Source organism: Apolloniradiicaulis salifontis (assembly GCF_053756655.1).
In genome coordinates this window covers 387123-410918 of sequence record NZ_CM132387.1, presented here as the reverse complement: position 1 = coordinate 410918, position 23796 = coordinate 387123, and the positions used below count along the sequence as shown (strand labels likewise).

Below are 23796 nucleotides of genomic sequence, written 5' to 3'. Positions count from 1 at the left end.
GCGAAGCCTTGCACGCGGTATGGGCGCAATGGCCGCGCTGCACCGGGCTTGAGCCCATTTTCACGGCTGAAGCGTTGTAACCTCTTCAAACTTTTCACACTTGCCGGAAACGTCCGGCTTTGTGAAAAACCGGCGCGGCTCACACGCGCCTGAGCCCGGCGCACGCTTCCCTTGCCGCGCGGGGTTCGCGGGGCCATTGTCCCGCCCGTAAAACCCTGTCAGGCCGCGCGCCGGCGCGGCGCTTTGGAGTAAACCATGCGCGACCACGTCGATCTGCAGATGGATTGGGACGAGCTCGACCAGATCAAATTCGCCGACGAGCGTGAACTCGCCCGCGAGCTGGACACGCTTGTGGGCCTGTCCGCCGAGGCGCGCGAGAGCGCCGGCAAGGAAGCCGTCAAGCTGGTCAAGACCGCCCGCAAGACCAAGCGCGGCGGCGGCCTTATGGAGAGCTTCCTTCAGGAATTCGGCCTGTCCAACAAGGAAGGCCTGGCGCTCATGTGCCTGGCCGAGGCGCTTCTGCGCGTGCCCGACAAGGACACCGCCGACGACCTGATCAGCGAGAAGATCGGCTCGGGCAAATGGGCCGAGCACGCCTGGAAATCCGATAACTGGCTGGTGAACACCTCCACCATCGGGCTGATGCTCACCGGCTCCATCATCAATGTGGAGCCGTCCGCGCGCCGGGATCCGGGCGGTTATTTCCGCCGTCTGGCCGGGCGGTTGGGCGAGCCGGTGATCCGCACCGCCACGCGGCGCGCCATGCGTATTCTGGGCGAGCAGTTCGTGCTGGGCCGCACCATCGAGGGCGCGATCCGGCGCGGTCGGAACTGGAAAATGTACGGCGCCATGAAGCCGCTCTTCTCCTTCGACATGCTGGGCGAAGGCGCGCGCACCGAAAAGCATGCCCTGCGTTATCACAAGCGCTATCTCGACGCGCTCGCGGCCACCGCCGCCAAGCGCCAGAACGGGTCGATCGAACAGGTCGACGGGGTGAGCGTGAAGCTCTCCGCCCTTCATCCGCGCTATCTGGCGGTGAAGGAGGACGAGGTCATGGCCGTGCTCTATCCGCGCATCCTTGAGCAGTGCGAGGCGGCCGCCAAAGCCGACATCGCCCTGTGCCTGGACGCCGAGGAAGCCGACCGGCTCGTCATCCAGATGAAAGTGCTGGAACGCCTGTCCCGTGAGCCTTCGCTGAAGGGCTGGAACGGGCTTGGCGTGGCCATTCAGGCCTATCAGAAGCGCGCCCGCCCGCTGCTGGAAAAGCTCGCCGAGCTGGGCAAGCAGACCGGACGGCGCTTCCTGGTGCGCCTTGTGAAAGGCGCCTATTGGGACACCGAGATCAAGTGGGCCCAGGTGGCCGGCCATCCAGACTTTCCGGTCTGGTCCACCAAGCCGGCGACGGACCTTAATTATCTCGCCTGCGCGCGCGTTATGCTGAATGCGCCGGAGGCGATCTATCCCCAGTTCGCCACCCATAACGCCCACACCGTCTGCAGCGTGCGCGAGCTCGCCGCCGAAGCTGGAAATCCGCCTTATGAGTTCCAGCGCCTGCACGGCATGGGCGAGCCGCTCTACGCGGCGGCCGCCGAGCAATATGGCGAGGATCTGGGGCCGGTGCGCATCTACGCCCCGGTGGGCAGCCACGAGGATCTGCTGCCCTATCTGGTGCGCCGGCTTCTGGAGAACGGCGCCAACACCAGCTTCGTGCACGCCTTCCTAGACGACGACGTGCCGCCCGAGGATGTGGCGCGCGGCCCCTTCGCCATGGCGCCGGTGCTGGATCGCCATCCCTTCATCCCCGCCCCGCTGGCGCTATACGGCGAGTCCCGAGTCAATTCGGCCGGCGTCGATCTGGCCCAGACCCGCGTGCGCGAACGGCTGCGCGACGCCCAGGCCGCCTTCGACAAGGGCGCGCCCTACAAAGCCGGCGTGGTGATCGACGGGGAAGCGTTCGCCGATGGTGGCGAAACGCGCTACAGCCCCGCCGACCTTAACTTCCGGGTGGCCGAGGTTCGTGACGCCCAACCCGGCGATGTGGACCGCGCCTATGAGCGCGCCCGCGCCGCGCAGCCCGACTGGGACAAGCGCGGCGGGCCGGAGCGCGCGGAAATCCTGCGCCACATGGCCGAGGCGCTGGAGGAGGACACCGACCGCCTGATCGCGCTGATGGCGCGCGAAACCGGCAAGACGCTGGCCGACGGCGTCGCCGAAGTGCGCGAAGCGGTGGATTTCCTGCGCTATTATGCTGTGGAAGCGGAAACCAAATTCAACGGTCCCCAGCGCCTGCCGGGACCGGCGGGAGAGACCAACCATCTTGAACTGCGCGGCCGCGGCGTGTTCGTCTGCATCAGCCCGTGGAATTTCCCGCTGGCGATCTTCACTGGACAGGTGGCGGCGGCGCTGGCGGCGGGCGACGCGGTGCTCGCCAAGCCGGCCGAGCAGAGCCCGCTTATCGCCTTTGAGGCGGTGAAGCTGTTTCGCAAGGCGGGCCTGCCCGACGGGTTGGTGAACCTTCTGCCCGGCGGCGGCGATATCGGCGCGAGGCTTGTGGAGCTGCCCCATATCGACGGGGTGTGCTTCACCGGCTCCACCCAAGTGGCGCGCATCATCAACCGCACGCTGGCGGCCAAGGACGGACCCATCATTCCGCTGATCGCGGAAACCGGCGGGCTGAACGGCATGTTCGTGGACACCTCCGCCCTCATGGAGCAGGTGGTGGACGATGTGATCCTGTCGGCCTTCGGCTCGGCCGGTCAGCGTTGCTCGGCCCTGCGCGTGCTCTTCCTGCCCGAAGAGACCGCCGTCAATTTCATCGAGGGTCTGAAAGGCGCCATGGACTGTCTGCGCCTGGGTGATCCGTGGAACGCGTCCAGCGATCTGGGACCGGTGATCGATTCTGAAGCCTGCGAGATGCTGGAAGATCACCTCAAGGAGATGGGCGACCGGGTGATCCATCGCGCGCGCCTGGCCGAGGATCTCAAGGACAAGGGCCGCTATGTCGCTCCGGCGCTGGTGGAGCTGAAAAGCCTTGATGAGATCACCGAGGAGAAGTTCGGCCCGATCCTGCACGTGGTGCGCTACAAGCGCAGCCAGCTGGGCGAGATCGCCGCGAAATTCCACGCCAAGGGCTACGGCCTGACTCTGGGCGTGCACTCGCGCCTGGACCGCTTCTTCAACACGGTGCGCGAGGCGGTGCCGGCTGGAAACGTCTATGTGAACCGCAACATCACCGGCGCGGTGGTGGGCGTGCAGCCGTTTGGCGGCGAGGGCCTTTCGGGCACCGGACCCAAGGCCGGCGGCCCGCACTATATCTACCGCTTCGCCGCAGAACGCGCGGTGACGATCAATATCTCCGCACAAGGCGGCGACCCGGAGCTTCTGTCTCTGGACTAGGACGTCAGGCCGATTTTCAGCCCTTCAGGCGGCGCGTGAGGAATTGCAACACCTCGCGCGCCGCCTCGAAGGTCGGCTCGCCGTCAGCCGCGATCAGATCCTTTGTCAGCACCGCGTGGGGAAACGGATTTCCCGCCGGATTCTTGGCGTCGTCCGGCAGGACGCGCGTGGTGAGCCTTTCGCCCAGAAGCTGCTCCAGCGCAGTGAAACGTGCCGCCTTGCAGGACGGATCGCCGGAAAACCGCAGCGCCATCACTTCCAGCCCGTCGCGGGCTTGAAGCGCCTGAGCCTCTTCAGGCTGCAGATGAATTGACCCGGCGGCGTTGAACGGCAGGGCCGGCTCAGCCGCGACGGCGGCTGCGACGCTGGGGTCCACCGCCACCGACCAGGCGAAATTGCCGGTGAGGCACAGCCCCACCGCCGCGACGCCCGGCCCGCCGCGCTCGCCATGCACATGGCGGGCGAGCGCCCGCAGCCAGTCGCTCACCGGGCTGCCGCCGGCTTGGGCGAACAGGCGAATTTCCCGCGAAACGCAGGCGCGCGCCATCCCGCCCACCCGGCCGTGGGTCTGATGCAGCTCCTCCAGCGGCGTGCCGGGAGGGTCGTAGAGCGCCGGTGCATAGACCCGGAAGCCCGCCGCCTCGATCCAGTGCGCCAGACGCCAGAACTCAGGGACAAAGCCGGGAAGCTCATGCATCAGGATGACGCCCGGCCCCTCGCCCGCCACCAGAACGGGATGGGCCATGCCGCCGGCTTCGAAGTCGAACATCTCGGTGAAGGGCGTGCGGTCATCCGTATGCAGAATGTCGGCGAAATCCGGTTCGGGCGAAGCGGCGGGTTCGGTGGCGGTCTGAGGACTCATCGGCGTGCTCCAGGGCGGCTGGATCGAGCATAACCCGGCAGGAACATCTGTCACGCGCCGGACAAGACACGGCCGGCGTCGGCGCGTTAGACTCCCGCGTTACACAGAAAGGATCCATCCATGAAAACGATCGACCTCACCGGCGTCGACACGCCCGCGTCGCATATCGGCCTCGGCTGCATGGGTATGAGCGAGTTCTACGGTCCGTCCGACGATGCGGAGTCGATGAAAGTGCTGGAGCGTGCGCTGGAGATCGGGGTGAATTTCCTCGACACCGCCGACATGTACGGTGCGGGCCGCAATGAAGAGCTGATCGCGCGCATCCTGCCGGGCCGTCGGGACCGCATCGTTCTCGCCACAAAGTGCGGCATCGTGCGCGGCGAGGACCCTCGCGACCGGCGCATCGACACCTCGCCCGCCTATATCAAAACCGCCTGCGAGGCCTCGCTGAAGCGGCTCTGCGTGGAGACCATCGACCTGTATTATCTGCACCGGCTGGACGGCGAGACACCCATCGAAGACAGCATGGGCGCGCTGAAAGACCTCGCCGAGGCCGGCAAGATCCGCGCGGCGGGCCTCAGCGAGGTCAGCGCCGAAACCCTGCGCAAGGCCCATGAGACCTTCCCGGTCAGCGCCGTCCAGAGCGAGTATTCGCTCACCAGCCGGGAGCCGGAAAGCAACGGCGTACTTCAGGCCTGCGCCGATCTCGGAACGCGGTTCGTGGCGTATTCGCCGCTGGGCCGCGGGCTGCTGGCCGGCGCGTTCCGCAGCGAAGAGGATCTCGCCGAAGACGATTCCCGGCGCAGCGGTTATTTTCCGCGCTTCGTGGGCGAAAACCTGAAGACGAATCTCGGCCTCGCCGATCAGGTGGCCGCCATCGCGAAGACGCGCGGCGCCACCCCGGCCCAGATCGCGCTGGCCTGGCTTCTGACCAAGCCCGGCGTGGTCCCCATTCCCGGCACGCGCAAGATCGACCGGCTCGAGGAGAACGCCGCCGCCGGCGGCATTTATCTCTCCGACGACGACATCGCCAATCTGGAGACCGCCCTGCCGCCCGGCGCGGCGCAAGGCGGGCGCTATCATGAGTCCATGATGGGAACCGTTGATCGCTAGCGCGCGCGGCGTTGACCCCGGCGCCTGCTGCGCGTATTTCCCATCGCAGGGCCAGGCGCGCCCGCCGTCCGCAGGACTTCGGTCCCTGGTGAAGCGCCTCGTTTGAGACTTCAGTCGTGCTTCCTGGTTTCAAGGCGGCGCGGCGGCAATGCGGACCCCGCCGAACAGGCCGCCTTCAATCAGGAAGGCAGGATATGACTCACGATCTCAAAGCGCTCAAGGAGCAGGCGAAACGCTTGCGAGCCGCGTTGGCGGACGACGGCGATTTCGTCTCGCATTCAGAATCCCTTGAACTGATCGCCCGCCAGCACGGGTATCGGGACTGGAATACGCTGCACGCCTCGGCGGGCAACCGGGCGCCGGAGCCCTTCGCGCTCGGCGCCACCATTCGCGGCCGCTATCTCGGGCAGAGTTTTACCGCGGAAATCCGCGCGGTGAGGAAGCTCGCCGACGGGGCCCGCTACGAACTCACCCTTGATCTTGAAGAAGCCGTCGACGTGGTGACGTTCGACAGCTTCTCCAATTTCAGGAAGCGGGTGAGCGGCCTGGTGAACGCGCAGGGGCTGTCCGACGCCCGCACCTCGGACGGCCGCCCGCATTTCGAGCTGGCGGTTTAGTCTGACCACGTCCTCTTTCGTCATTCCCGCGGAAGCGGGAACCCAGACCCACGGCCGGACTGGGTCCCCGCGTTCGCGGGGATGACGGTTGAGGTTACTGGATCACCGCCTCGCGCGGTGGGCGGGCGTTGCGGCTGACAGCGCGGCCGTTGACGGTGAGGGCGCCGGCTTCGGCGGAGACCGTCACCTTGGCGCCGTCCTCCAGCGCGCCTTCGAGGATGAGGCGGGCCAGCGGGTCCTGCAGCTCCTTCTGGATCACGCGTTTGAGGGGCCGGGCGCCATAGGCGGGGTCATAGCCCTTGGCCGCCAGCCAGGACCGGGCCGCATCATCCAGCTCGATCTCCATGCGGCGATCCTTCAGAAGCGCCTCCAGGCGTTTGAGCTGGATGTCCACGATGGCGCCCATGTGCTGCTCTTCGAGACGCTTGAACAGGATGATCTCGTCGATCCGGTTCAGGAATTCAGGGCGGAAGGCGGCGCGCACCGCGCCCATGACGTTCTCGCGCGCATCCTCCACATCGCCGGCCAGCAGGAATTCGGAACCGAGATTGGAGGTCATGATGAGGATGGTGTTCCGGAAATCCACCGTCCGGCCCTGACCATCGGTGAGGCGGCCGTCGTCGAGCACCTGCAGCAGCACGTTGAAAACGTCCGGGTGGGCTTTCTCCACCTCATCGAACAGCACCACCTGATAGGGCCGCCGGCGCACGCTTTCGGTGAGCGCCCCGCCCTCGTCATAACCCACATAGCCCGGCGGCGCGCCGATCATACGGCTGACCGAATGCTTCTCCATGTATTCCGACATGTCCATGCGGGTCACGGCGGTCTCGTCATCGAACAGGAACTCGGCCAGCGCCTTGGTCAGCTCGGTCTTGCCGACGCCCGTGGGGCCCAGGAACAGGAAGGAGCCGATGGGCCGGGCGGGGTCTTTCAGCCCGGCGCGGCTGCGGCGCACCGCGTCGGCGACCGCCTCCAGCGCATCATCCTGACCCACTACACGGCCATGGAGCGCCTCTTCCATCTTGAGCAGCTTCTCGCGCTCGCCTTCGAGCATCTTGTCCACCGGCACGCCGGTCCAGCGGCTGACGATGGCGGCGATCTGCTCTTCGTCCACCACCTCCTTGACCATGGCGGTCTTGCCATTGGCTTTCGCCGCCCCTTGCGCGGCTTCGTCGGAGGCCTCGTCCGCCTCGCGCAGGCGCTTTTCCAGCTCCGGGATCGTCCCGTATTTCAGCTCCGAAGCCCGCGCGAGATCGCCGCGGCGTTCGGCGTCGGCGAGCTCGGCGCGCAGCCGGTCCAGCTGCTCCTTCACCTCGGTGGTGGAGGCCAGCTTGTCCTTCTCCGCGCGCCAGGCGGCGGTGAGTTCAGCCGAGCGGCCTTCGATCTCGGCCAGCTCCTTATTGAGCGCCGTGAGCCGGGCCTTGGAGGCCTCGTCGCCCTCTTTCTTCAGCGCTTCGGCCTCGATCTTCAGCTGGATGATGCGCCGGTCCAGCTCGTCGAGTTCTTCAGGCTTTGAATCCACCTGCATGCGCAGGCGCGCCGCCGCCTCGTCCATCAGGTCGATGGCCTTGTCGGGCAAAAAGCGGTCGGTGATGTAGCGGTTGGACAGGGTGGCCGCGGCGACAATGGCGCCGTCGGCGATGCGCACGCCGTGGTGCACCTCGTACTTGTCCTTGAGGCCGCGCAGGATGGAGACGGTGTCCTCCACGCTGGGCTCGGACACGAAGACCGGCTGGAAGCGGCGGGCGAGCGCCGCGTCCTTCTCCACGTGCTTTCGGTATTCATCCAGCGTCGTGGCGCCGATGCAGTGCAGCTGCCCGCGCGCCAAAGCCGGCTTTAGAAGGTTGGACGCGTCCATGGCGCCGTCGCCTTTGCCGGCGCCCACCAGCGTATGCATCTCGTCGATGAACAGGATGATATTGCCGCCTGCGGCCTCCACCTCGGAGAGTACGGCCTTCAGGCGCTCTTCAAACTCGCCGCGATATTTCGCCCCGGCAATGAGCGAGCCCATGTCCAGCGCCAGCAGGCGCTTGCCTTTGAGGCTTTCAGGCACGTCGCCGTCGATGATGCGCAGCGCCAGGCCTTCGGCGATTGCGGTCTTGCCCACGCCCGGCTCGCCGATGAGCACCGGATTATTCTTGGTGCGGCGCGAGAGCACCTGAACGGTGCGGCGGATTTCCTCCTCGCGGCCGATCACAGGGTCAAGCTTGCCCGAGCGCGCCACTTCGGTGAGGTCGCGCGAGTATTTCTTCAGCGCCTCATAGCCGTCCTCGGCCGACACGCTGTCTGCGGTGCGGCCTTGGCGCAAATCATTGATGGCGGTGTTGAGCGCCTGGGGCGTCACCCCGGCCTGTTTGAGCGCCTCTTCGGCCTTGGTGCCCTTGACCACCAGAAGCGCCTGCAACAGGCGTTCGGCGGTGACGAACTCGTCGCCCGCCTTCTTCGCGGCCTCTTCAGCGGTGGAGAACACCTCGGCGGTCTTGGGCTGCAGATAGAGCTGGCCGGTCCCTTCCACCTTGGGCAGGGAGTCCACGGCGCGGCGGGTGAAATCGGCCGCCGCATCGGGACGGCCGCCGGCCGCCTTGATGAGATTGCCGGCGAGCCCGCTGTCATCATCCAGCAGGGCCAGAAGCAGGTGTTCGGGGGTGAAGTGCTGGTGCTTTTTCTTCAGCGCGCCGCCCTGGGCCGCCTGAAGCACCATGCGTGCGCGATCGGTGAATTTTTCCAGATTCATGACTGAGTATCCGTCTCCTGAGGGTCAGCGAGACGGGCGGTCTTGCGGGCCTTTCTGGAAGCACCCGCGCGAACCGCCCTGGTCCGTCCATTCAAGTGGGTGTTGCGAAATGGGCACACAAGTGGAGAGGCCCTTAAAAAATGCGGCCCCATCATGCACCGCGATCCCGGCGACGCACGGCCGAGATGAAATTACAGCCAAAAGTATGTGTCATGAGCCCGATAGGGATGGTCGCCCTGAACGAATTCACCTAAATATCGCCTGAAACTTGCAAGGGGTGGACCCTCCAGATGCTGGAAATATTAGACCCCCTGCGCCTTAACGTGCTGTCTTTGCCGCCAGTTTTGCGCAAGAGCCATGCAGAGGACCTGGCCGGCCAGGCCGCAAAACGCCCGGACGCGGTCGCCTATGACGTTCTCGCCGACTATTCGCGGGTGACGATGTTCAATATCGCGCCGGACGATATTGTCCGCTTTGCGCTGCAGCGACGCGCGGGGCTGCCTGAAAATCCGACGCGACCTGTGAAGACCGCCATCGTCGGCATCCGCCCCCAGGTCTGGCAAGTCCTGGAAACCTGGATCGCGTTCTTCGAAGAGAAGCAGCGCGCCGTCGACCCCCGGCGCTTCGACACTGTGGAGGCCGCGCTGGACTGGCTGGAACGCAGTGAAGCCCTCGACACCGTCAACGCGACGCTGGCGAGCATCAGCGCGCGTCAATAAACATCAGGGCGATCTCCGGCACGAAGGCGATCACCATAAGGCCGGCGAACATCAGGACGATGAAGGGCAGCACCGCCTTGGTGACCGTCCAGAAGCCCTCCTTGAAGGCCGCCATGGCCACGATGAGGTTGAGCCCCAGCGGCGGGGTGAGATAGCCGATCCCCAGATTGACGATCATGACGATCCCGAAATGCACCGGGTCGATGCCTTGCGCTTCGGCGAGCGGTTGCAGCAGCGGGGCGAGCACCAGCGTCGCCGAGCCCACATCGATCACCATGCCCACCACCAGCAGGAGCGCGTTGGCCATGAGCATGAACTCGACCTTGCCGTCGATCACGCCGTTCAGCTGCGCCACCAGCGACTGGGGCACGCCCTCGGCGGTGAGGAAGACATTGAGGGCGAACGCAAATGCGAGCACCGGATAGAGCGAGCCCAGAAGCTTGGAGCTCTCCACGGTCACGGCCTTGAGATCGGTCATGGAGAGGTCGCGGTGCAGCACCACCTCGACAAACACCGCCACGACCACCGCCACGGCGGCCGCCTCGGTGACGGTGAAGACGCCGCCATAGATGCCGCCCAGGATGATCAGCGGAATGGGCAGGGCGAAGATCGAGCGGCGAAAGGCCCGCACGAAGCCGGATATCCGCCAGCCGCCCTCGCGGCGCTTGAAGTTCAGGATGAAGCCGTAGGCCGCGAAGATCGCCACCAGCACCATGGCCGGGCCGATGCCGGCCAGGAAGAGCTGGGCGATGGAGACCTGGGTGATGTAGCCGTAGAGAATGAGCGGGATGGAGGGCGGAATGATGATGCCCAGAACCCCGCCCGAACACAGGGCGCCGATGGCGAAGCTCTTGGTGTAGCCGCCCTCGATCAGCGCCTTGTACATGATGCCGCCCACGGCCAGCAGCGTCACCGCCGCCGAGCCGGAGATCGCCGCGAACCCGGCGCAGGACAGCACCGCCGCCAGCGCCAGTCCGCCGGGGATGGGCCGTGTCACCTCGCGCATGAGGTCGATGATGCGCTCGGCGATGGTGCCCTTGCTCATGATCGCGCCAGCCAGAACAAAGAGCGGGATCGCCAGCAGCACCTCCTGGTTCACCGCGAACCAGACATCGTACACCGCGTATTCGGGCCGCCCGTCCCCCCAGACCGAGTAGACGAACAGCGCCGCACACCCCAGCAGCACCAGCACCGGCTGGCGCAGCACCATCAACAGGACGATGAGTCCGACCAGAAGCCACATTTCCATCAGCGCGAATTCCCGCTTTGCGCGGCCGCGCCTCGCCCGTCAGAACGATGTGCATCACCGGGATCGCCCGGTTCATGGGGATCGCCGTCCGCTGCGCCTGCAGCGGACGTTTCAAGATCCTCTCCCGGTTTCAGATCGGGGCGCGCCGCATAAATGAAGAAGCGCAACGCATTGGTGGCGAAGGCGAGGAAGATCATCGCCTGCAGGGTCCAGATCGGCGCGCGCAGGATCTCGGTGCGATCGCCCAGCGCCATGGACTGCAGCACCATGAAGCCGGCGAGCCCCGCAAACAGCGCAAAGAACATCCCCGTCACCGCGCTGGCGAGCCGGTCCACCAGAGCGTCCACGGATCTGGGGATCAGCGCGTCGAACAGGCGCGGGCGCAGATGCCCGCCCTCGTCGGTGGCGACCCCGATGCCGAACATGGACACCGCCACCATGCCGATCACGGCGACTTCAGTCGCCCCGATCAGCCCGGTCATGAACAGGCGCCGGCTGACCACGTCGGCCATGAGCGACAGGGCCATGAGCGCGAAGGCGGCGATGGTGATCCAGCGCTCGGAGCGGCCGATCAGACTGAGAATAGCGCTCAAGATCCCGCCTCCGACAGGCCGCCGGCCTCGGCCTGACGGCGTGCAAATTCGGCCTTGCCCGCCAGGATCGCCTCATAGACGTCGCGTGAGCGTCCGCCGAGCGTCTCCACGAGCCGGTCCACCACATTGCCGGTCTCGGCGCGCCAGGCGGCCTTGTCCCCGGCGCTGAGGTCGTGGACCTGGATCGGTGCGCCATTGGTGGTCAAAAGCGGGCGCACGACTTGGCCCTCGCGGTCACGCTGCACGCCCTCGCGCATCCAGGCGAGCACCATGTCGTCGAGGATGCGCACGCCGGCGCGCGCTTCGGCGGCGCTGCCCCAGGCGGTGTCGATGGTCTGTTTCTGGCTGTCGGTGGCGCCGTCATACCAGTCCCGGTTCAGCACGATGGCCCCGGTGTCGTAGGAATGGCGCGTCAGGGTGAAATGGGCCGCCAGATCCAGCGTCGCGAAGAAGTGGAACACCGCGCTGGACAGTCCGCCCTGGACCAGCCCGGTCTGAAGCGCCGGGATCACGTCGGCGATGCCCAGCGGGATCGCGTCCATACCCGCCGCCTCGCAGAAGAAGCGCGCCGCCGCATTGGGGCTGGTGCGCATGCGCAGGCCCTGGGCCATATCGGGATGGGTCAGCGGCCGGTCGGCGAACATATGCGTCCAGCCCACTTCGACCCATTGAAGCAGTTTCAGATTTTGCGCCGCCGCCAGGGCGTCGACGATATCGAACAGGTGCTCGTCATAGACGAAATCCACCTCCGCCTGGCTGTCGAACAGATACGGCGCCATGGCGATGGTGAGCTCAGGAATCGTGCTGGAAAGCCCCTGCAGGCTCATCCCGCCCACATGGGCGCGCCCGCGGCGCAGATCGAAGAGCATGCGCTCTTCATCGCCCAGCTCCGCCTTGGTGAAATAGTCGAATTTTAGCGTCGGGTTGGCGGCGATATTGGCTTCAAAATTGCGCCATTGCGCGTCCCAGGGCGTGCGCGGCGGGGCCTGGGCCACGGCGCGGCCGTAGAGCTCGCCGTCAGCCGTCTCGCGCCCGCAGGCGCTCAGCGCAGGCAACGCCGCGGCGCCGGCTGCGCATCCTAGAAACTGTCTGCGGCGCATGGACGCTTCTCCCCCCGCGCGCCTTAAACGTTGACGCGGACTGTGCTCTTCAATTGGTATAACATTTCGGATCGGCCTTGAAAGCAAGGCGTCCGGGCAGGAAAATTCGCGCAACGGCGCGAACTTAAGAAAGGGCGAGGCATGAAGGTCACGCGAAGGCATGCACTCTCTCTGGCCGCCGGAGCGGGGGTTTTCGCCCTCGCCGGCTGCGGTCCGCGGGCCGACCGGGCGGGCAAGGACGCCGACGTCATCATCGCCGGCGCCGGCCTTTCCGGCCTCAACGCCGCCCTGACCTTGCAGGAAGCCGGGCTCGACGTGCTGGTTCTGGAAGCCTCGGGCCGGGTCGGCGGGCGCCTTGTCACGCTGGATCACCTGCCGGGATCGCCTGAAGCCGGCGGCGAGCAGGTGGGCGCCACCTATGCCCGCGTGCGCACCCGCGCCGAGGACGCCGGGATCGGCTTTCACGATTTTGCGGGCGGCCGGTTCGGCGAGCTGTTGTCGGTGCGCGGCGAGTTGATCGCATCGCAAGACTGGGCGGCGTCGCCCGCCAACCGACTGCCCGAAGCGTGGAAGGCGATCCCGCCCAACGCGCTCCTGTTCGATCTGGCGGCGCGCAATAATCCGTTCTCCGACGTCTACGCCTGGCGCGACCCCGAAGCCGCCGCCCACGATATGTCGGCCCGCGACTGGCTCACCGGTCAGGGCGCCAATTCAGAGGCGCTGCGCCTGATCGAGACCAGCCTGAACGGGACCGATCTTGAGACCTATTCCATGCTTAATCTGTTCCGCTCCCTGGCGATCTACGCCCAGGAGCGCGGCATGGGCGGATCGCAGGGGCTCACCGGCGGTGCTCAAGCGTTGCCCGAAGCCATGGCCGCCCGGCTCACCCGCGACGTGCGCCTGAACGCCCCGGTGCTCGCCATAAACGCCGACGAATCCGGCGCGCTGGTGCGCCTTGAGAGCGGCGAGACGCTGCGCGCAGACCATGTCATCTCGGCGCTGCCCTTTACCGTGCTGCGCGATCTGGCGGTGAGCGCGCCGGTAAGCGCCAATCAGCGCCTGGCCATTGATACGCTGGCCTACACCCCCATCGTGCAGCTGCATCTGGAGGCGATGTCTCCTTTTTGGGAGGAGGACGGGCTGGCGCCGGAGATGTGGACCGATTCAGAGCTGGAGCGCGTCTTTGCACGGCGCGGGCCCGACGGCGCCCCCACCGGCATGCTCACCGTCTGGCTGGACGGGTTCGGGGCGCTGAACGCCGACGCCATGCCCGACGGCGTGCTGGGCGAGACCGCCCTCGCCGCCATGGCGCGCCTGAGACCAGCCAGCCAAGGCAAGCTGCGCCTTGCCCATGTGCAGCGCTGGACCGGCTCCAACCGGCTGGCCGGCGGCGCATACATGCACTGGCGCCCCGGCGAGGCGGCGCGCTTTGCAGGGGTTATGGCCGCCCCCGCCGGCCGGCTCCACTTCGCCGGCGAACATACCGGCGAGCTTCACACCGGCATGGAGGCGGCCATGGAATCGGGAGAACGCGCCGCATTTGAAATCCTTCAGTCCGCGGGAGCCGGATCGGACTAAACTCTGTGAGCCGTCGCCGACGCCTGTTCACCGCCAAGGAGTTCACCATGAGACGTCTCTTCGCCGTCATTGTCGCCGGAGCGCTCAGCGCCTGCGCCACGCCTGAGACCGAGCCGGGCGCCGGGGAGGTTTTCTATAATCCCATGGCGCGCGCCGGCCAGGACTCAAGCCTTGATGTCGTGAGCGAGCTTGCAGGCGCCTGGTCCAACGCCGCCCAGTACGCCGCGGCGCCCGATGATCTCAAACGCGCGCCGGCGCCGGGCCATCCCTATGACTGGCTGGATCAGCAATATGCGCAGTTTCACCATGTCGATGCGCCGGCCATCGGCGGCCATGTCCTGTATCTGGAATGGCGCAGCGGCGATGCGGACGGCGAGATCAGCCGCCAGCGCATCTGGGCGTTTCGCCAGAATGAAGACGGCGTGCTCACCGGCATGGATTTTTACACCTTCAGGGACCCCGCCCCCTATGCCGGGCTGGGCGATACGCAGGGCGCGTTCGCAGGACTCGAGCCGGAGGATCTGATCGGCTATCCGGACGGCTGCACGCTCAGCGCAAGCGCCCAGCCGCGCACCGGCCTCGTGTTTGAAGTGACAGCGCGCAACTGCGTCATCACCGCCCGGTCGGGCCGGGAGATGGGCATTGAAGCGCGCATCGAAATCGGGCCGGATCGCATCGCATATCAGGAGGCCGGGATCATGGCGGGCGGCGGGTATGCATTCCGCGTGCCCGGCGGCCCGGCCTATGACCTCAGGCGGGCGGGCGAGTAACCGCCGAAACACTGGCCACACCGCGCCAGCCTGATATATCGCGGCCATGGCCTCTGATCCGTTCGAGCTGAAACGCCCCCACGCCGTGCTGGACTGGCGCGGCGCGGACCCGGTCGCGCGCGAAGCCGATGATGTGTATTTCTCCGCCGTGGACGGGCTGGCCGAGGCCCGCGCGGTGTTTGTGGCCGGCGCCGGCTTTCCGCAGCGCTTTTCACGAGACCTCACCGTGGTGGGCGAGCTCGGCTTCGGCACGGGGCTGAACTTCCTGGCGCTGTGGCAGGCCTTCCGCGCCCACGCCGCGCCCGGCGCCCGGCTTCATCTGGTCAGCGTCGAGGGCTATCCGCTCAGCCGCGCCGACGCCGCGCGTGCGCTTTCCGCATTTGTTGAGCTTGAGCCTTTGAGCACGGCTCTACTGGCGCGCTGGCCCTCGCCGCACAAGGGCGCCCATCGGCTGGTGTTCGAGGACGGACGCGTCACCCTCACCGTGTTTCACGACACGGTGGACGCCGCGCTCAGCCAGATGGATTTCGCCGCCGACGCCTGGTTTCTGGACGGGTTCGCGCCGGCGAAAAACCCCGACATGTGGACGCCCGCCCTCTTCTGCGAGCTCGCCCGCCTGTCAAAGCCCGGCGCCCCGGCGGCGACCTTCACCGTGGCGGGCGCCGTGCGCCGCGGCCTGGCGGACGCCGGTTTCGCGGTGGAGAAAAAGCCGGGCTTCGGACGAAAGCGCGAACGCCTTGAGGCGGTTTATCAGGGCGCGCCGGCGGCGAGGCGCGTCACGCCCTGCCCGGCGCCGTCGCCGCGCTCCGGCCCGGTCGCCGTCATCGGCGGCGGGATCGCGGCGGCGAGCCTTGTCGAGGCGTTTGCGCGGCGACATCGAACCGTCTCGGTCTTCGCCCAAGGCGGCTGGGCGGCCGGCGCATCGGGAGCGCCGCTGGGCCTTCTCACCCCACGCCTTGAAGCCGGCGACCGGCCCCACAACCGCGCGCTGCTGGCGGCGTTCGACTATGCGCGCCGCCTTTATGAGGCAAGGCCGGGTTTTGAGCCCACCGGCGTGCTGCGCCTGGCCGGCGAGGGCGCGGGCCTTGACCGTCTGGAGCGCCTCGCAGGCCTTCTGGACGAGGGTTTCAGCTGGCGCGAGCGCGAGGACGGCCCCGGTCTCTGGATGGCGCGGGCGGGTCTGTTTAATCCCGGCGCCCTGGTGGCGAGCCTTGTCGGCGAAACGCCGGTCATCGACGCGAAGGTCGCCCGCATCGAAAGAATCGGCGGCGGCGCGGTGCTTTACGGCGCGGACGGGCAAAGCCTGGGCGCGTTCGAAACAGTGATCGTGGCGGGCGGTTACGCCGCCTCAAGCCTTTTGCCCGATCTGGCGCCGGAAGCGACGGCGGGCCGGATCGCCGTGTTCGACGGCGACCCTCCGCACGCCCCCGCCACCTGGGGCGGTTACGCCGCGCCTTATCAGGACGGCGTGCTCATCGGCGCCACCCATGTGAAGGCCGACGCGCCCGAAGCGGAAGCCGACGCCGAGCCGGTGCTGCGCGCGCTGGCTGAAGACGGCCCGCTGGCGCTGACGCCAGGGACTTTGCGCAAAAGCTGGGGCGGGGTGCGCGCGGCCCTGAACGACCGGCTGCCGGCGGCGGGGATTCTGGCCGCTGAAGGGTTTGAGGATCGCTGGCGTGCGGCGGCGAGGGGAGCGACCGGGGGCGCGGCGTGGCCTGATGCGCCCGAGCCCGATGACGGCGCGGTGCTCACCCTCACAGGGCTTGGCGCGCGGGGCTTCGCCCATGCGCCGCTACTGGCCGAGGCGCTGGTCTCGGCCCTCATGAACGAACCCGCCCCGCTGGCGCGGGACGGGCTCGAAACATTGCATCCGGCCCGCTTTACCTGGCGCGCCCTGAAGCGGAGCTAGCTGGTCCTGCTAGCTCGCGGCCCGTGCGAGAAGCCCCGCCAGCGCAGCTGCACGTTCGCCGTCTTGGCCCTCAAGTTCGGCGGCCGCCTCGGTGAGGTTGTCGGCCACCCGGCGCGCAGAGCGTTCGCTGAGATTTCCGTCAGCCCAGCGGTCCAGAAGCGTGCGCGCGGCCTGGGCCAGGCGGGGCTCCAGCGCCGCGCCGCGATCGAGCTGATCAAGATAGGCCAGACCCACCTGCGCGGTGTCGGCCCAGACGATGCGTTCCTGGGTTTGCGGATTGTGCACCGCCGTCATCACCTGCTCGGCGGCCGCGATCTCGGCCTCTGAGAGGTCTGCGTTCGGCGACAGGCGGAGCACGTCCAGGCCCCGGGCGATCTCGCTGGCGTAGATGCGCCCGTTATACCAGTAGGACGACCAGTGCCCGCCCACCGTAAGCTCGTCGGCGTCGATGGGGCCTCGATCAAAGAAGCCGATTTCATAGGGTCTGGCCGGATCGGTGAAGTCGATGAGCGACAGCCCGCCCTGATACCAGGACTGGATCAGGATGTCGCGGCCCGGCACCGGCACCAGCGAGCCGTTATGAGCGACGCAGTTCTCTGTCCCGGTCTGCACGCCCGGAATCTTGAACAGGCTCCGGCCCACCAGCTCGCGATCCTCGATGGCGGCGATATAGTTAGCGCCCCATTCTTCCGGACTGTCGGCCTGGCACATGGCCCCGACGCCGCCGCCCCACTCGTCGGTGAAGACGATGGAGTCGGCGTCATTGTTGAAGATCGCGGCGTGCCAGTAGGCCATGTCCGGATCGAAGGTCTCCGAAATCCGCGCCGGGTTCTCCGGGTCGGAAATGTCCAGAAGGATGCCGTTGCCCGAACACGCGCCGGCCGCCAAACCCATTTCGGGATAGACCGTGATGTCATGGCATTGATTGGTCTGGGAGGTGCGCTGGCTCCTGAGCCCCATGCGGCCGCCGCGCCACAGGCCGGCCACTTCGCCGGTCTCGGCGTCGGCGAAGATGCGCGGGCTGTTGACGATGGCCGCCGAGGCGGGATCGTCGAGCATCACCTTGATCACGTCGATGGAGTAGAGCGCGGTGTCGGGGTTCTCCGAGGGATCGCCGGTGGCGCACCCTTCCAGCTCTTCCCCCGAACGCGGCGAGCTGGTGCCCTGATTGTAGACGTAGAGGATCCGCTCATCGCCGGGGTGGGGCACCAGCGTGTGGGTGTGCGAGCCGCGGCAGGTCTGCACCGCGCCCACCTGAACAGGGTTCGCCATGTCGGAAATATCGAAGATGCGGATGCCGCGGAAGCGCTCTTCATTGACGTCGCCCTCGGCGCCGGACGTGCCGCAATCCAGGCGGGCGCGATTCTGCTCGACGCTCATGAACAACAGATCGCCATGGACCGACACGTCGCCCTGGCCGCCGGGGCAGACCACCGACAGCACGGTCTCGGGAGCGCCTTCTCCGGTCACGTCATAAACGTTGAACCCGTGATAGCTGCCCATGAAGACCTTGCCGTCGGCGAAGGCGAGATCGGTGTTTGCCAGGGCCAGAAACGAATAGGCCGGCTCCGGCGCGTCCGCGGCGAACATGCTGGCCCGGGTGATGGCGGCGGGATCATTGAAACCCTCCGGCGAGGGCAGCGCGAAGAGCAGCTCCAGCCCGTCAGCGGCCTCGCCGGCGTCGTAGAGGCCGGGCGCGAGGCCCTGGCGCGGATCGGCGTCCTGGGCGTTTGCGGCGCCGGCCACAAGGGCGGCGAGAGCGGCGGAGCAGGTCAGGCGGGCGAGACGGGTCATCAAGGGTGTCCTTCGTGAGACGGATCCGCGTGCAAAGCCGAGAGCATGCCCTGCATGCGCAGGATCTCTGCGGACTGGTCGGCGACCACATGGGTCAGAAATTCGCTTAACGTCGTTTCCTCGCCGGCGCCGGGCTGGCTGAGCAGGGCGGAGACCATGTCCACGGCCCCCTGGTGGTGATGAATCATGCCTTCCAGAAAGAGCCGATCGAACGTCTCCCCGCGCGCGGCGGCGAGGGTGTCCATCTGGGCCGGCGAAAGCATGCCGTGCATCAGCGGCGTGGTGTGGGGATCGGGATCGGCCATGGCCTCAACCTCGGCCATGGCGGCGTGCCCTGAATGATCTGCGTGCCCTGAATGATCGCCATGACCGGAATGACCGGCGTGCCCGGACATGTCTGATGCGGCGGGTTGCGCGCCGCCGCCGGCGCCGTGGTGGGCGTGACCGGGGCGCAGATCGGCGTCCACAAGCGGTTCGCCGCGTGCTTCCAGCCAGCTGCGCATCCGGGCCATCTCGCCCTGCTGGGTCAGCGAAATGCGCCGCCCCATGCGGGTCACGCCTTCATGATCGGTGCGCGCCTCGATAAGGGCGACCATGTCCACCGCCTGTTGGTGATGGACGATCATGTGCTGCATGAACCGGGCGTCGGCGGCCCCATAGCCGGTCCGGCTGAGCGCAACGCTCTGCTCGGCTGACAGGGTGCGCGACGGGTCGCCGGGCGCGCCCGGCTGGATCAGCGGCGGCGACGCAAGCGATAGCGCCGCGCCAAGCATGGCGCAGGCCGAGCCCGTGATCAAAATCGCGCGGAGCATCCCCTCTCCCCTTCCCCATGCACCTTCGTGCTTATAGGAACTGAGATTACCGCAAGCGGCGCGCCGGGCAAGACAGGGCCGGATTACCGAGCTGTAAGGTGAATCCGCGCCGGGGTTTCGGGTTCGGCCTGCCTTATGCGCAGCTCGATCAGCGGGCATCCGCTGGACAGGCAGTCGCCCGCCGCCACAACCCGCACCGGCCCCTGCGAAGCGGCGAAGGCGAGGATCACAGGGCCGGTCTGCATCTCCACCGCTGCGCCGGTGCGCACCGGACCGGACGTGATCACGCCTGCGGCCATCAGAAAAGCTGCAGCGATCAAGCCGCCCGCCAGAAGGCCGAGGTTCAGGCCGGTCTTGATCCTGGTGGTCATGGCGGAGCTCCCCGACGGTTTGCTGTCTTCCCCTCCATGATGCGCGCCGAGCCCGGTCTGGATGCGGCGCCCTTGTTGCGTGGCCTGCGCCATACCTTTCCCAGGTTGGAGCAAAACGGCACGCATGACGGCGATTTCGCGACCAGAGCAGATCGGTACGGCCACGCCGGTGACGGCCCCCAAGGGGCCGGACCGGCGGGTGCGCGCGCGCCATGTCTGGTTTCTCAATTCGGCGTTCGACCGCATCGGCTTCGACACAGCGCTGGAGCGCATCGCGTTTCGCGATCCCGGACAGCCCTTCGCCTTCGTCGTGACGCCCAATGTGGATCATCTGGTGCGCCTGCGTCGCGATCCGGTCTTCGCCCCGCTCTACGCCCAGGCCTGGCTCACCGTGTGCGACAGCCGGATCCTGGAGCTGATCGCCGCCATGTCGGGCGAGCACATCGACGTCACCGCCGGCTCCGACCTCACCGAGACGCTGTTTGAAACCATGATCGACCGCGATGAGCCGGTCGTGGTGATCGGGGGCGATGAAGCCGTCAAAGACGGCGTGAAGCGGCGCTACGGCCTCACCGATCTGCGCTGGCACACCCCGCCCATGGGCCTGCGGGACAACCCTGACGCCATCGCCGAGTGCGCCCGCTTCGTGGCGGAAAACCCGGCCCGCTTCGTCTTCCTGTGCGTCGGCTCGCCCCAGCAGGAGATGATCGCGGAAGCTTGCATCGAGCGCGGCGACTGCACTGGCGTCGGCCTGTGCGTCGGCGCGTCGCTGGATTTCCTCTCCGGCAAGGCGCGCCGGGCGCCGGTCTGGATGCGCAAGGCGCGCCTGGAATGGCTGCACCGCCTGGGCGAGGCGCCCCGGCGCATGTGGCGGCGCTATCTGGTGGACGGGCCGAAAATCATCTTCCTGTGGTGGGAATGGCGGCGCGCCCGCGCACGCCTGCGCGGGTTCGAGCGCGACATGGCGAAGCAACTGGGCCTCTAGGCTTGCGCCGGCGCCCGGCGCGGCCTTAATCGGTCGCCATGACCCGCCGTCTCCCGCTTCTTCTCCCTTTGCTGCTCAGCCTGACGCTGGCCGCCTGCGGCCGCAATGACGCGCCGGACATACCACTCTACACGATTGATCAATCGACGCCCGCCGCAGCGCCTGATCCCGCCCTTGAAGGCCGGTGGGAGACGGTGCTGGACACCTCGGTGGATCCGCGGCCGTTCACCCTCATGGTTGATCTCTCCGGCCCGGCCGCAGACGTGCGCATGACCTCGCCCAGCCAGGGCGGGGCCGTGATCGCGTTCGAGCAGGTGCGCCTGGACGGATCGCGCATCGCCTTCGCCACGCCGCTGGGCGCGCTGCGCTTTGAAGGTGCTCTGGACGGTGAAGACCGGATCGCCGGCGAAGTCGTGCAGGGCGGGCTGGTGTCGCCGCTCAGCTTTACCCGCGCGCAGGTTTCTGGACAGGAGGCGGGCGAGCCTCCACGTTAACGCCGACTCACAGCGCTCTGAAGGAGCATCGCCATGGCCCGCCGTCTTTGCCTTGTCACCGGAGCCTCCAGCGGCATCGGCGCCGCCTTCGCCCGTGAATTCGCCCGCCACGGCTGGGATCTGGCGCTGGTGGCCCGGCGCGAGGACAAGCTGAAGGATCTGGCCGAGGAGCTGAAAGCCCAGTTCGGCGTTGACAGCCTGGTGATCACCGCAGATCTCGCCGAACCCGGCGCGCCGCAAGCCGTCGTCAGCCAGGTGGAGAACGCAGGCCGCACCATCGACGCTCTGGTGAACAACGCCGGCGCCGGACAGCCGGGCGGCTTCACCGACACCAGCTGGGACACCCAGGCCGGGTTCATGGAGCTGATGCTCACCAGCTATCTCAAGCTCATGCATCTCACCGCCGGCGGCATGGCCGAGCGCGGCTTCGGGCGCATCATCAATATTTCCTCGGTGAGCGCGCTCCTGCCCAGCGCCAACGCTCACACCCGCTATTCCGGCGCGCTGTATCCGGGGATCAAGTCGCTGCTGATCAAGGCCAGCGAAGCGCTGGGCCTGGAGCTTGAGGGCAAGGGCGTAAACGTCACCGCCGTGGCGCCGGGCTATACCCGATCAGAATTTCATGATGTGAACGGCGCCCGCGCCACGGTGAGCAAGCTGCCCGACTACTGGATGTTAACGGCGAGCGACGTGGCCGAAGCCGGCTACGACGCGGTGGAGCGCGGCGTGCCCCTGCGCGTGCCCGGGGCCTGGTATAAATTCCTCGTCGGCGCAGCGCGCGTCCTTCCCGATCCCGTCGGGCGGGCCCTGATGCGCGCCCAGGAAAAGCGGATGGTCAAGCAGGCCGAAGCCCAGACCCAGGGCGTTTAGAGGCGCGAGCGTATCGGCTGAGGGCGCGCCGCCCTATTCAGGCACCCGCGTCAGGACGGCCTGGAATCCGAGGGAGGGCGCGCGGTCTGCGCGGCCTTCAAACACGTAGTGCTCACCCTTGCGGCGCCCGGTGAGGGTGAGCGTGAAATCATCCACCTCGCCGAAGACTGATTCTTTCGACATATCATGCTTGCGCACCCGCAGGCGCACTTTGAGCGCGTCGCTTCTCCCGGTGATCTCGCCCACATAATGCATCGCCGAATCGCCACCGCGCACCCGGTCGCCGTCCACGACGATGACGCCGGAGGCGTCGTCGAGCGGCGTACGGAACTCCGTGATGTAAAGGCCGGGGGTCATCAGCATCGTAGATAGGTAGCACACCAACATAATGCATCGGGAAGCTGCGCTCAGCGCGCCGCCGCCCGGGCGAGCCGGTCAATGATCGCTTCGCCTAATCCCTTCAAGGGGATGGGCGCCACTGCAATCCGATCGGCCCGCTGGTCTAAAAACCGCAGCCCGGCAAACAGGTTCGCCGCCGCTTCGGCCAGATCCCGTGAGGGGGAGAGGTTGAAGATATCAACGCCGTCCATGTGCGGATGCGGCCCGAACGCCAGATAGGCCTCACCGCCCTCCGCCCTGATTGCACCAAGGCGGAGCGTCGCGTTCGGCGCATAATGGCTGGTGAGCATGCCCGGCGCGGTGATCGCGCCGCCCGCTTCAGCGAGCGGTCCGCACACCGTTTCAAGCGCTTCGCGCGAAATGCCGCCCGGGCGCAGAAGGCGCGGAGGATCACCGCTGACATCCACGATCGCGCTTTCAACCCCGACCGCGCAGGGTCCGCCGTCCAGGATCAGGTGGATTCGCCCGTTCAGGCTGTCCTTCACATGGGCGGCGGTTGTGGGGCTGACCTGGCCCGATGCGTTGGCGCTGGGCGCGGCCAGCGGGCGGTCCAGCCGGGCGATGAGCGCCTGAAGCGCGGGCGAGCGCGGCACCCGCACCGCCAGAGTCTCCAGCCCCGCCGCCGCGAGGTCGCTGACGCCGGACCCGGCTTTGCGCAGGCCCACCAGCGTCAGGGGTCCGGGCCAGAAGGCCCGCGCCAGCGCCGTTCCGGTCTCACCCAGCTCCACAAGGGCGGCCGCCCGCTCAAGCGTGTCGCAATGGGCGATGAGCGGGTTGAAGCTGGGCCGGCCCTTCGCCTCATAAATCCCCGCCACCGCTTCACCGTCGCAGGCGTCGGCGGCGAGGCCGTACACCGTCTCGGTGGGCGCCGCGACGCACCCGCCCGCTGCGAGAATCCCGGCGGCGGCGTCAAGGGCGCCGGGATCGCCGGCGGGCCGGATCGGCGTGTCTGAAGGCGGAACGGGGCGCATGGCGTGCGAGAAATCCTAGCGATCCGGCGGACAGGCGCCCTGGGTGGAGACGCTGGTTCCAGCGGCGTTGGCCAGGCACGCATTTGCGTAGGTTTCGCCGTCGCAGCCGCAAACCGGGCTGTAATTGCGCGGACAGGCCACGGGGCGAACCCGGCACATCCCTGTCTGATCGGCGGCGCCGCACATGGCCTCAGGCTCCATGTGGCAATACTGGCGGTCCTGCGGATCTTCAGAGCAGCTAAGCCCCATCATGCCGCCGCACATCTCGCCGTCGCCCACCATGGAGCCGGGGCCCGCGACGAAGGGACCGGACGGCGCTGACGGATCAACAGGCTCATCAGCCGGCGCCTGGGCGCAAGCGGCCAGCACGAGTGCGAAAAGGACGGCGAGACGGCGGATCATGGCGAAGCTCTCCTGCAAGTGGAGCGCAATCATGCCATGGCGGCGCCCACACGGCATC

The 23796-nt window shown here is 67.4% G+C and carries 21 protein-coding genes; 10 read left to right on the top strand and 11 right to left on the bottom strand.

Features of this window, described 5'->3' with window-relative positions; genetic code table 11:
- Positions 1-255 precede the first annotated feature (255 nt).
- The gene (gene putA / locus ACWCOP_RS01865) at positions 256-3396 is read left to right on the top strand and encodes a bifunctional proline dehydrogenase/L-glutamate gamma-semialdehyde dehydrogenase PutA (RefSeq protein WP_478249526.1); all 3141 of its coding nucleotides are present in this window, start codon (positions 256-258) and stop codon (positions 3394-3396) included.
- 16 nt (positions 3397-3412) lie between these two features.
- On the opposite strand, the gene ACWCOP_RS01860 is transcribed toward putA, so the two are convergent.
- Positions 3413-4258, bottom strand: a complete 846-nt coding sequence (locus ACWCOP_RS01860) for a dienelactone hydrolase family protein (RefSeq protein ID WP_478249525.1) — start codon at positions 4256-4258, stop codon at positions 3413-3415.
- A 120-nt stretch (positions 4259-4378) separates the two neighbouring features.
- Between ACWCOP_RS01860 and ACWCOP_RS01855 the strand changes: the two genes are divergently transcribed.
- A complete protein-coding gene (locus ACWCOP_RS01855) occupies positions 4379-5371 on the top strand; it encodes an aldo/keto reductase (RefSeq protein WP_478249524.1) in 993 nt (330 codons plus the stop codon).
- Between the two features lie 194 nt (positions 5372-5565).
- Positions 5566-5988 (top strand): glyoxalase superfamily protein, encoded by a 423-nt coding sequence (locus ACWCOP_RS01850; protein ID WP_478249523.1) that lies wholly within the window; start codon positions 5566-5568, stop codon positions 5986-5988.
- A 94-nt stretch (positions 5989-6082) separates the two neighbouring features.
- Here ACWCOP_RS01850 and clpB read toward each other — a convergent pair whose 3' ends face one another.
- Positions 6083-8722, bottom strand: coding sequence for an ATP-dependent chaperone ClpB (clpB, locus tag ACWCOP_RS01845; protein ID WP_478249522.1), 2640 nt, complete (start codon positions 8720-8722; stop codon positions 6083-6085).
- 290 nt (positions 8723-9012) lie between these two features.
- On the opposite strand from clpB, the gene ACWCOP_RS01840 reads away from it, so the two are divergent.
- The gene (locus tag ACWCOP_RS01840; RefSeq protein ID WP_478249521.1) at positions 9013-9441 is read left to right on the top strand and encodes a hypothetical protein; all 429 of its coding nucleotides are present in this window, start codon (positions 9013-9015) and stop codon (positions 9439-9441) included.
- On the opposite strand, the gene ACWCOP_RS01835 is transcribed toward ACWCOP_RS01840, so the two are convergent.
- Genes ACWCOP_RS01835 through ACWCOP_RS01825 form a run of 3 tightly spaced genes read right to left on the bottom strand, consistent with a single transcriptional unit; the run spans position 9425 to position 12383 of the window.
- On the bottom strand, positions 9425-10690 hold the full coding sequence (locus ACWCOP_RS01835) for a TRAP transporter large permease (RefSeq protein WP_478249520.1): 1266 nt from the start codon (positions 10688-10690) through the stop codon (positions 9425-9427). The genes ACWCOP_RS01840 and ACWCOP_RS01835 overlap by 17 nt on opposite strands.
- The gene (locus ACWCOP_RS01830; protein WP_478249519.1) at positions 10690-11283 is read right to left on the bottom strand and encodes a TRAP transporter small permease; all 594 of its coding nucleotides are present in this window, start codon (positions 11281-11283) and stop codon (positions 10690-10692) included. The genes ACWCOP_RS01835 and ACWCOP_RS01830 overlap by 1 nt, the downstream gene beginning before the upstream one ends.
- A complete protein-coding gene (locus ACWCOP_RS01825; protein WP_478249518.1) occupies positions 11280-12383 on the bottom strand; it encodes a TRAP transporter substrate-binding protein in 1104 nt (367 codons plus the stop codon). Before ACWCOP_RS01825 ends, ACWCOP_RS01830 begins: the two co-directional genes overlap by 4 nt.
- Before the next feature lie 141 nt (positions 12384-12524).
- Between ACWCOP_RS01825 and ACWCOP_RS01820 the strand changes: the two genes are divergently transcribed.
- The 3 genes from ACWCOP_RS01820 to mnmC2 are packed head-to-tail and all read left to right on the top strand — an operon-like array spanning position 12525 to position 16640.
- A complete protein-coding gene (locus tag ACWCOP_RS01820; RefSeq protein ID WP_478249517.1) occupies positions 12525-13961 on the top strand; it encodes a flavin monoamine oxidase family protein in 1437 nt (478 codons plus the stop codon).
- A gap of 47 nt (positions 13962-14008) precedes the next feature.
- Positions 14009-14731, top strand: a complete 723-nt coding sequence (locus tag ACWCOP_RS01815) for a CpcT/CpeT family chromophore lyase (RefSeq protein ID WP_478249516.1) — start codon at positions 14009-14011, stop codon at positions 14729-14731.
- 46 nt (positions 14732-14777) lie between these two features.
- Positions 14778-16640, top strand: a complete 1863-nt coding sequence (mnmC2, locus tag ACWCOP_RS01810; protein WP_478249515.1) for a tRNA (5-methylaminomethyl-2-thiouridine)(34)-methyltransferase MnmC2 — start codon at positions 14778-14780, stop codon at positions 16638-16640.
- Between the two features lie 9 nt (positions 16641-16649).
- Here mnmC2 and ACWCOP_RS01805 read toward each other — a convergent pair whose 3' ends face one another.
- The 3 genes from ACWCOP_RS01805 to ACWCOP_RS01795 all read right to left on the bottom strand — a co-directional run bounded on the left by ACWCOP_RS01805 (position 16650) and on the right by ACWCOP_RS01795 (position 19617).
- Complete coding sequence (locus ACWCOP_RS01805) at positions 16650-18434, bottom strand: LVIVD repeat-containing protein (protein WP_478249514.1); 1785 nt, start codon at positions 18432-18434, stop codon at positions 16650-16652.
- Entirely contained in the window at positions 18434-19246 is an 813-nt protein-coding gene (locus ACWCOP_RS01800) for a DUF305 domain-containing protein (protein ID WP_478249513.1), read from the bottom strand. Before ACWCOP_RS01800 ends, ACWCOP_RS01805 begins: the two co-directional genes overlap by 1 nt.
- An 83-nt stretch (positions 19247-19329) precedes the next feature.
- Complete coding sequence (locus ACWCOP_RS01795) at positions 19330-19617, bottom strand: hypothetical protein (RefSeq protein ID WP_478249512.1); 288 nt, start codon at positions 19615-19617, stop codon at positions 19330-19332.
- A 124-nt stretch (positions 19618-19741) separates the two neighbouring features.
- Here ACWCOP_RS01795 and ACWCOP_RS01790 point away from each other — a divergent pair, with 124 nt between their 5' ends.
- Genes ACWCOP_RS01790 through ACWCOP_RS01780 form a run of 3 tightly spaced genes read left to right on the top strand, consistent with a single transcriptional unit; the run spans position 19742 to position 21966 of the window.
- Positions 19742-20602, top strand: a complete 861-nt coding sequence (locus ACWCOP_RS01790) for a WecB/TagA/CpsF family glycosyltransferase (RefSeq protein ID WP_478249511.1) — start codon at positions 19742-19744, stop codon at positions 20600-20602.
- Positions 20603-20640: 38 nt separating this feature from the next.
- Positions 20641-21096, top strand: coding sequence for a hypothetical protein (locus ACWCOP_RS01785; protein ID WP_478249510.1), 456 nt, complete (start codon positions 20641-20643; stop codon positions 21094-21096).
- 33 nt (positions 21097-21129) lie between these two features.
- The gene (locus ACWCOP_RS01780; protein WP_478249509.1) at positions 21130-21966 is read left to right on the top strand and encodes an SDR family NAD(P)-dependent oxidoreductase; all 837 of its coding nucleotides are present in this window, start codon (positions 21130-21132) and stop codon (positions 21964-21966) included.
- Between the two features lie 33 nt (positions 21967-21999).
- Here ACWCOP_RS01780 and ACWCOP_RS01775 read toward each other — a convergent pair whose 3' ends face one another.
- From ACWCOP_RS01775 to ACWCOP_RS01765, 3 genes are read right to left on the bottom strand one after another with little or no spacing between them, the layout of a single operon-like run.
- Positions 22000-22323 (bottom strand): GrlR family regulatory protein, encoded by a 324-nt coding sequence (locus ACWCOP_RS01775; protein WP_478249508.1) that lies wholly within the window; start codon positions 22321-22323, stop codon positions 22000-22002.
- 50 nt (positions 22324-22373) lie between these two features.
- On the bottom strand, positions 22374-23336 hold the full coding sequence (locus ACWCOP_RS01770; RefSeq protein ID WP_478249507.1) for an L-threonylcarbamoyladenylate synthase: 963 nt from the start codon (positions 23334-23336) through the stop codon (positions 22374-22376).
- Positions 23337-23351: 15 nt separating this feature from the next.
- Positions 23352-23738, bottom strand: a complete 387-nt coding sequence (locus ACWCOP_RS01765; protein WP_478249506.1) for a Kazal-type serine protease inhibitor family protein — start codon at positions 23736-23738, stop codon at positions 23352-23354.
- Positions 23739-23796: the final 58 nt, after the last annotated feature.

Bases quoted from the DNA above. Each gene is read 5' to 3' on its own strand.
- putA (WP_478249526.1), top strand. From the start codon at position 256: ATGCGCGACCACGTCGATCTGCAGATGGATTGGGACGAGCTCGACCAG.
- ACWCOP_RS01860 (WP_478249525.1), bottom strand. From the start codon at position 4,258: ATGAGTCCTCAGACCGCCACCGAACCCGCCGCTTCGCCCGAACCGGAT.
- ACWCOP_RS01855 (WP_478249524.1), top strand. From the start codon at position 4,379: ATGAAAACGATCGACCTCACCGGCGTCGACACGCCCGCGTCGCATATC.
- ACWCOP_RS01850 (WP_478249523.1), top strand. From the start codon at position 5,566: ATGACTCACGATCTCAAAGCGCTCAAGGAGCAGGCGAAACGCTTGCGA.
- clpB (WP_478249522.1), bottom strand. From the start codon at position 8,722: ATGAATCTGGAAAAATTCACCGATCGCGCACGCATGGTGCTTCAGGCG.
- ACWCOP_RS01840 (WP_478249521.1), top strand. From the start codon at position 9,013: ATGCTGGAAATATTAGACCCCCTGCGCCTTAACGTGCTGTCTTTGCCG.
- ACWCOP_RS01835 (WP_478249520.1), bottom strand. From the start codon at position 10,690: ATGGAAATGTGGCTTCTGGTCGGACTCATCGTCCTGTTGATGGTGCTG.
- ACWCOP_RS01825 (WP_478249518.1), bottom strand. From the start codon at position 12,383: ATGCGCCGCAGACAGTTTCTAGGATGCGCAGCCGGCGCCGCGGCGTTG.
- ACWCOP_RS01820 (WP_478249517.1), top strand. From the start codon at position 12,525: ATGAAGGTCACGCGAAGGCATGCACTCTCTCTGGCCGCCGGAGCGGGG.
- ACWCOP_RS01815 (WP_478249516.1), top strand. From the start codon at position 14,009: ATGAGACGTCTCTTCGCCGTCATTGTCGCCGGAGCGCTCAGCGCCTGC.
- mnmC2 (WP_478249515.1), top strand. From the start codon at position 14,778: ATGGCCTCTGATCCGTTCGAGCTGAAACGCCCCCACGCCGTGCTGGAC.
- ACWCOP_RS01805 (WP_478249514.1), bottom strand. From the start codon at position 18,434: ATGACCCGTCTCGCCCGCCTGACCTGCTCCGCCGCTCTCGCCGCCCTT.
- ACWCOP_RS01800 (WP_478249513.1), bottom strand. From the start codon at position 19,246: ATGCTCCGCGCGATTTTGATCACGGGCTCGGCCTGCGCCATGCTTGGC.
- ACWCOP_RS01795 (WP_478249512.1), bottom strand. From the start codon at position 19,617: ATGACCACCAGGATCAAGACCGGCCTGAACCTCGGCCTTCTGGCGGGC.
- ACWCOP_RS01790 (WP_478249511.1), top strand. From the start codon at position 19,742: ATGACGGCGATTTCGCGACCAGAGCAGATCGGTACGGCCACGCCGGTG.
- ACWCOP_RS01785 (WP_478249510.1), top strand. From the start codon at position 20,641: ATGACCCGCCGTCTCCCGCTTCTTCTCCCTTTGCTGCTCAGCCTGACG.
- ACWCOP_RS01780 (WP_478249509.1), top strand. From the start codon at position 21,130: ATGGCCCGCCGTCTTTGCCTTGTCACCGGAGCCTCCAGCGGCATCGGC.
- ACWCOP_RS01775 (WP_478249508.1), bottom strand. From the start codon at position 22,323: ATGACCCCCGGCCTTTACATCACGGAGTTCCGTACGCCGCTCGACGAC.
- ACWCOP_RS01770 (WP_478249507.1), bottom strand. From the start codon at position 23,336: ATGCGCCCCGTTCCGCCTTCAGACACGCCGATCCGGCCCGCCGGCGAT.
- ACWCOP_RS01765 (WP_478249506.1), bottom strand. From the start codon at position 23,738: ATGATCCGCCGTCTCGCCGTCCTTTTCGCACTCGTGCTGGCCGCTTGC.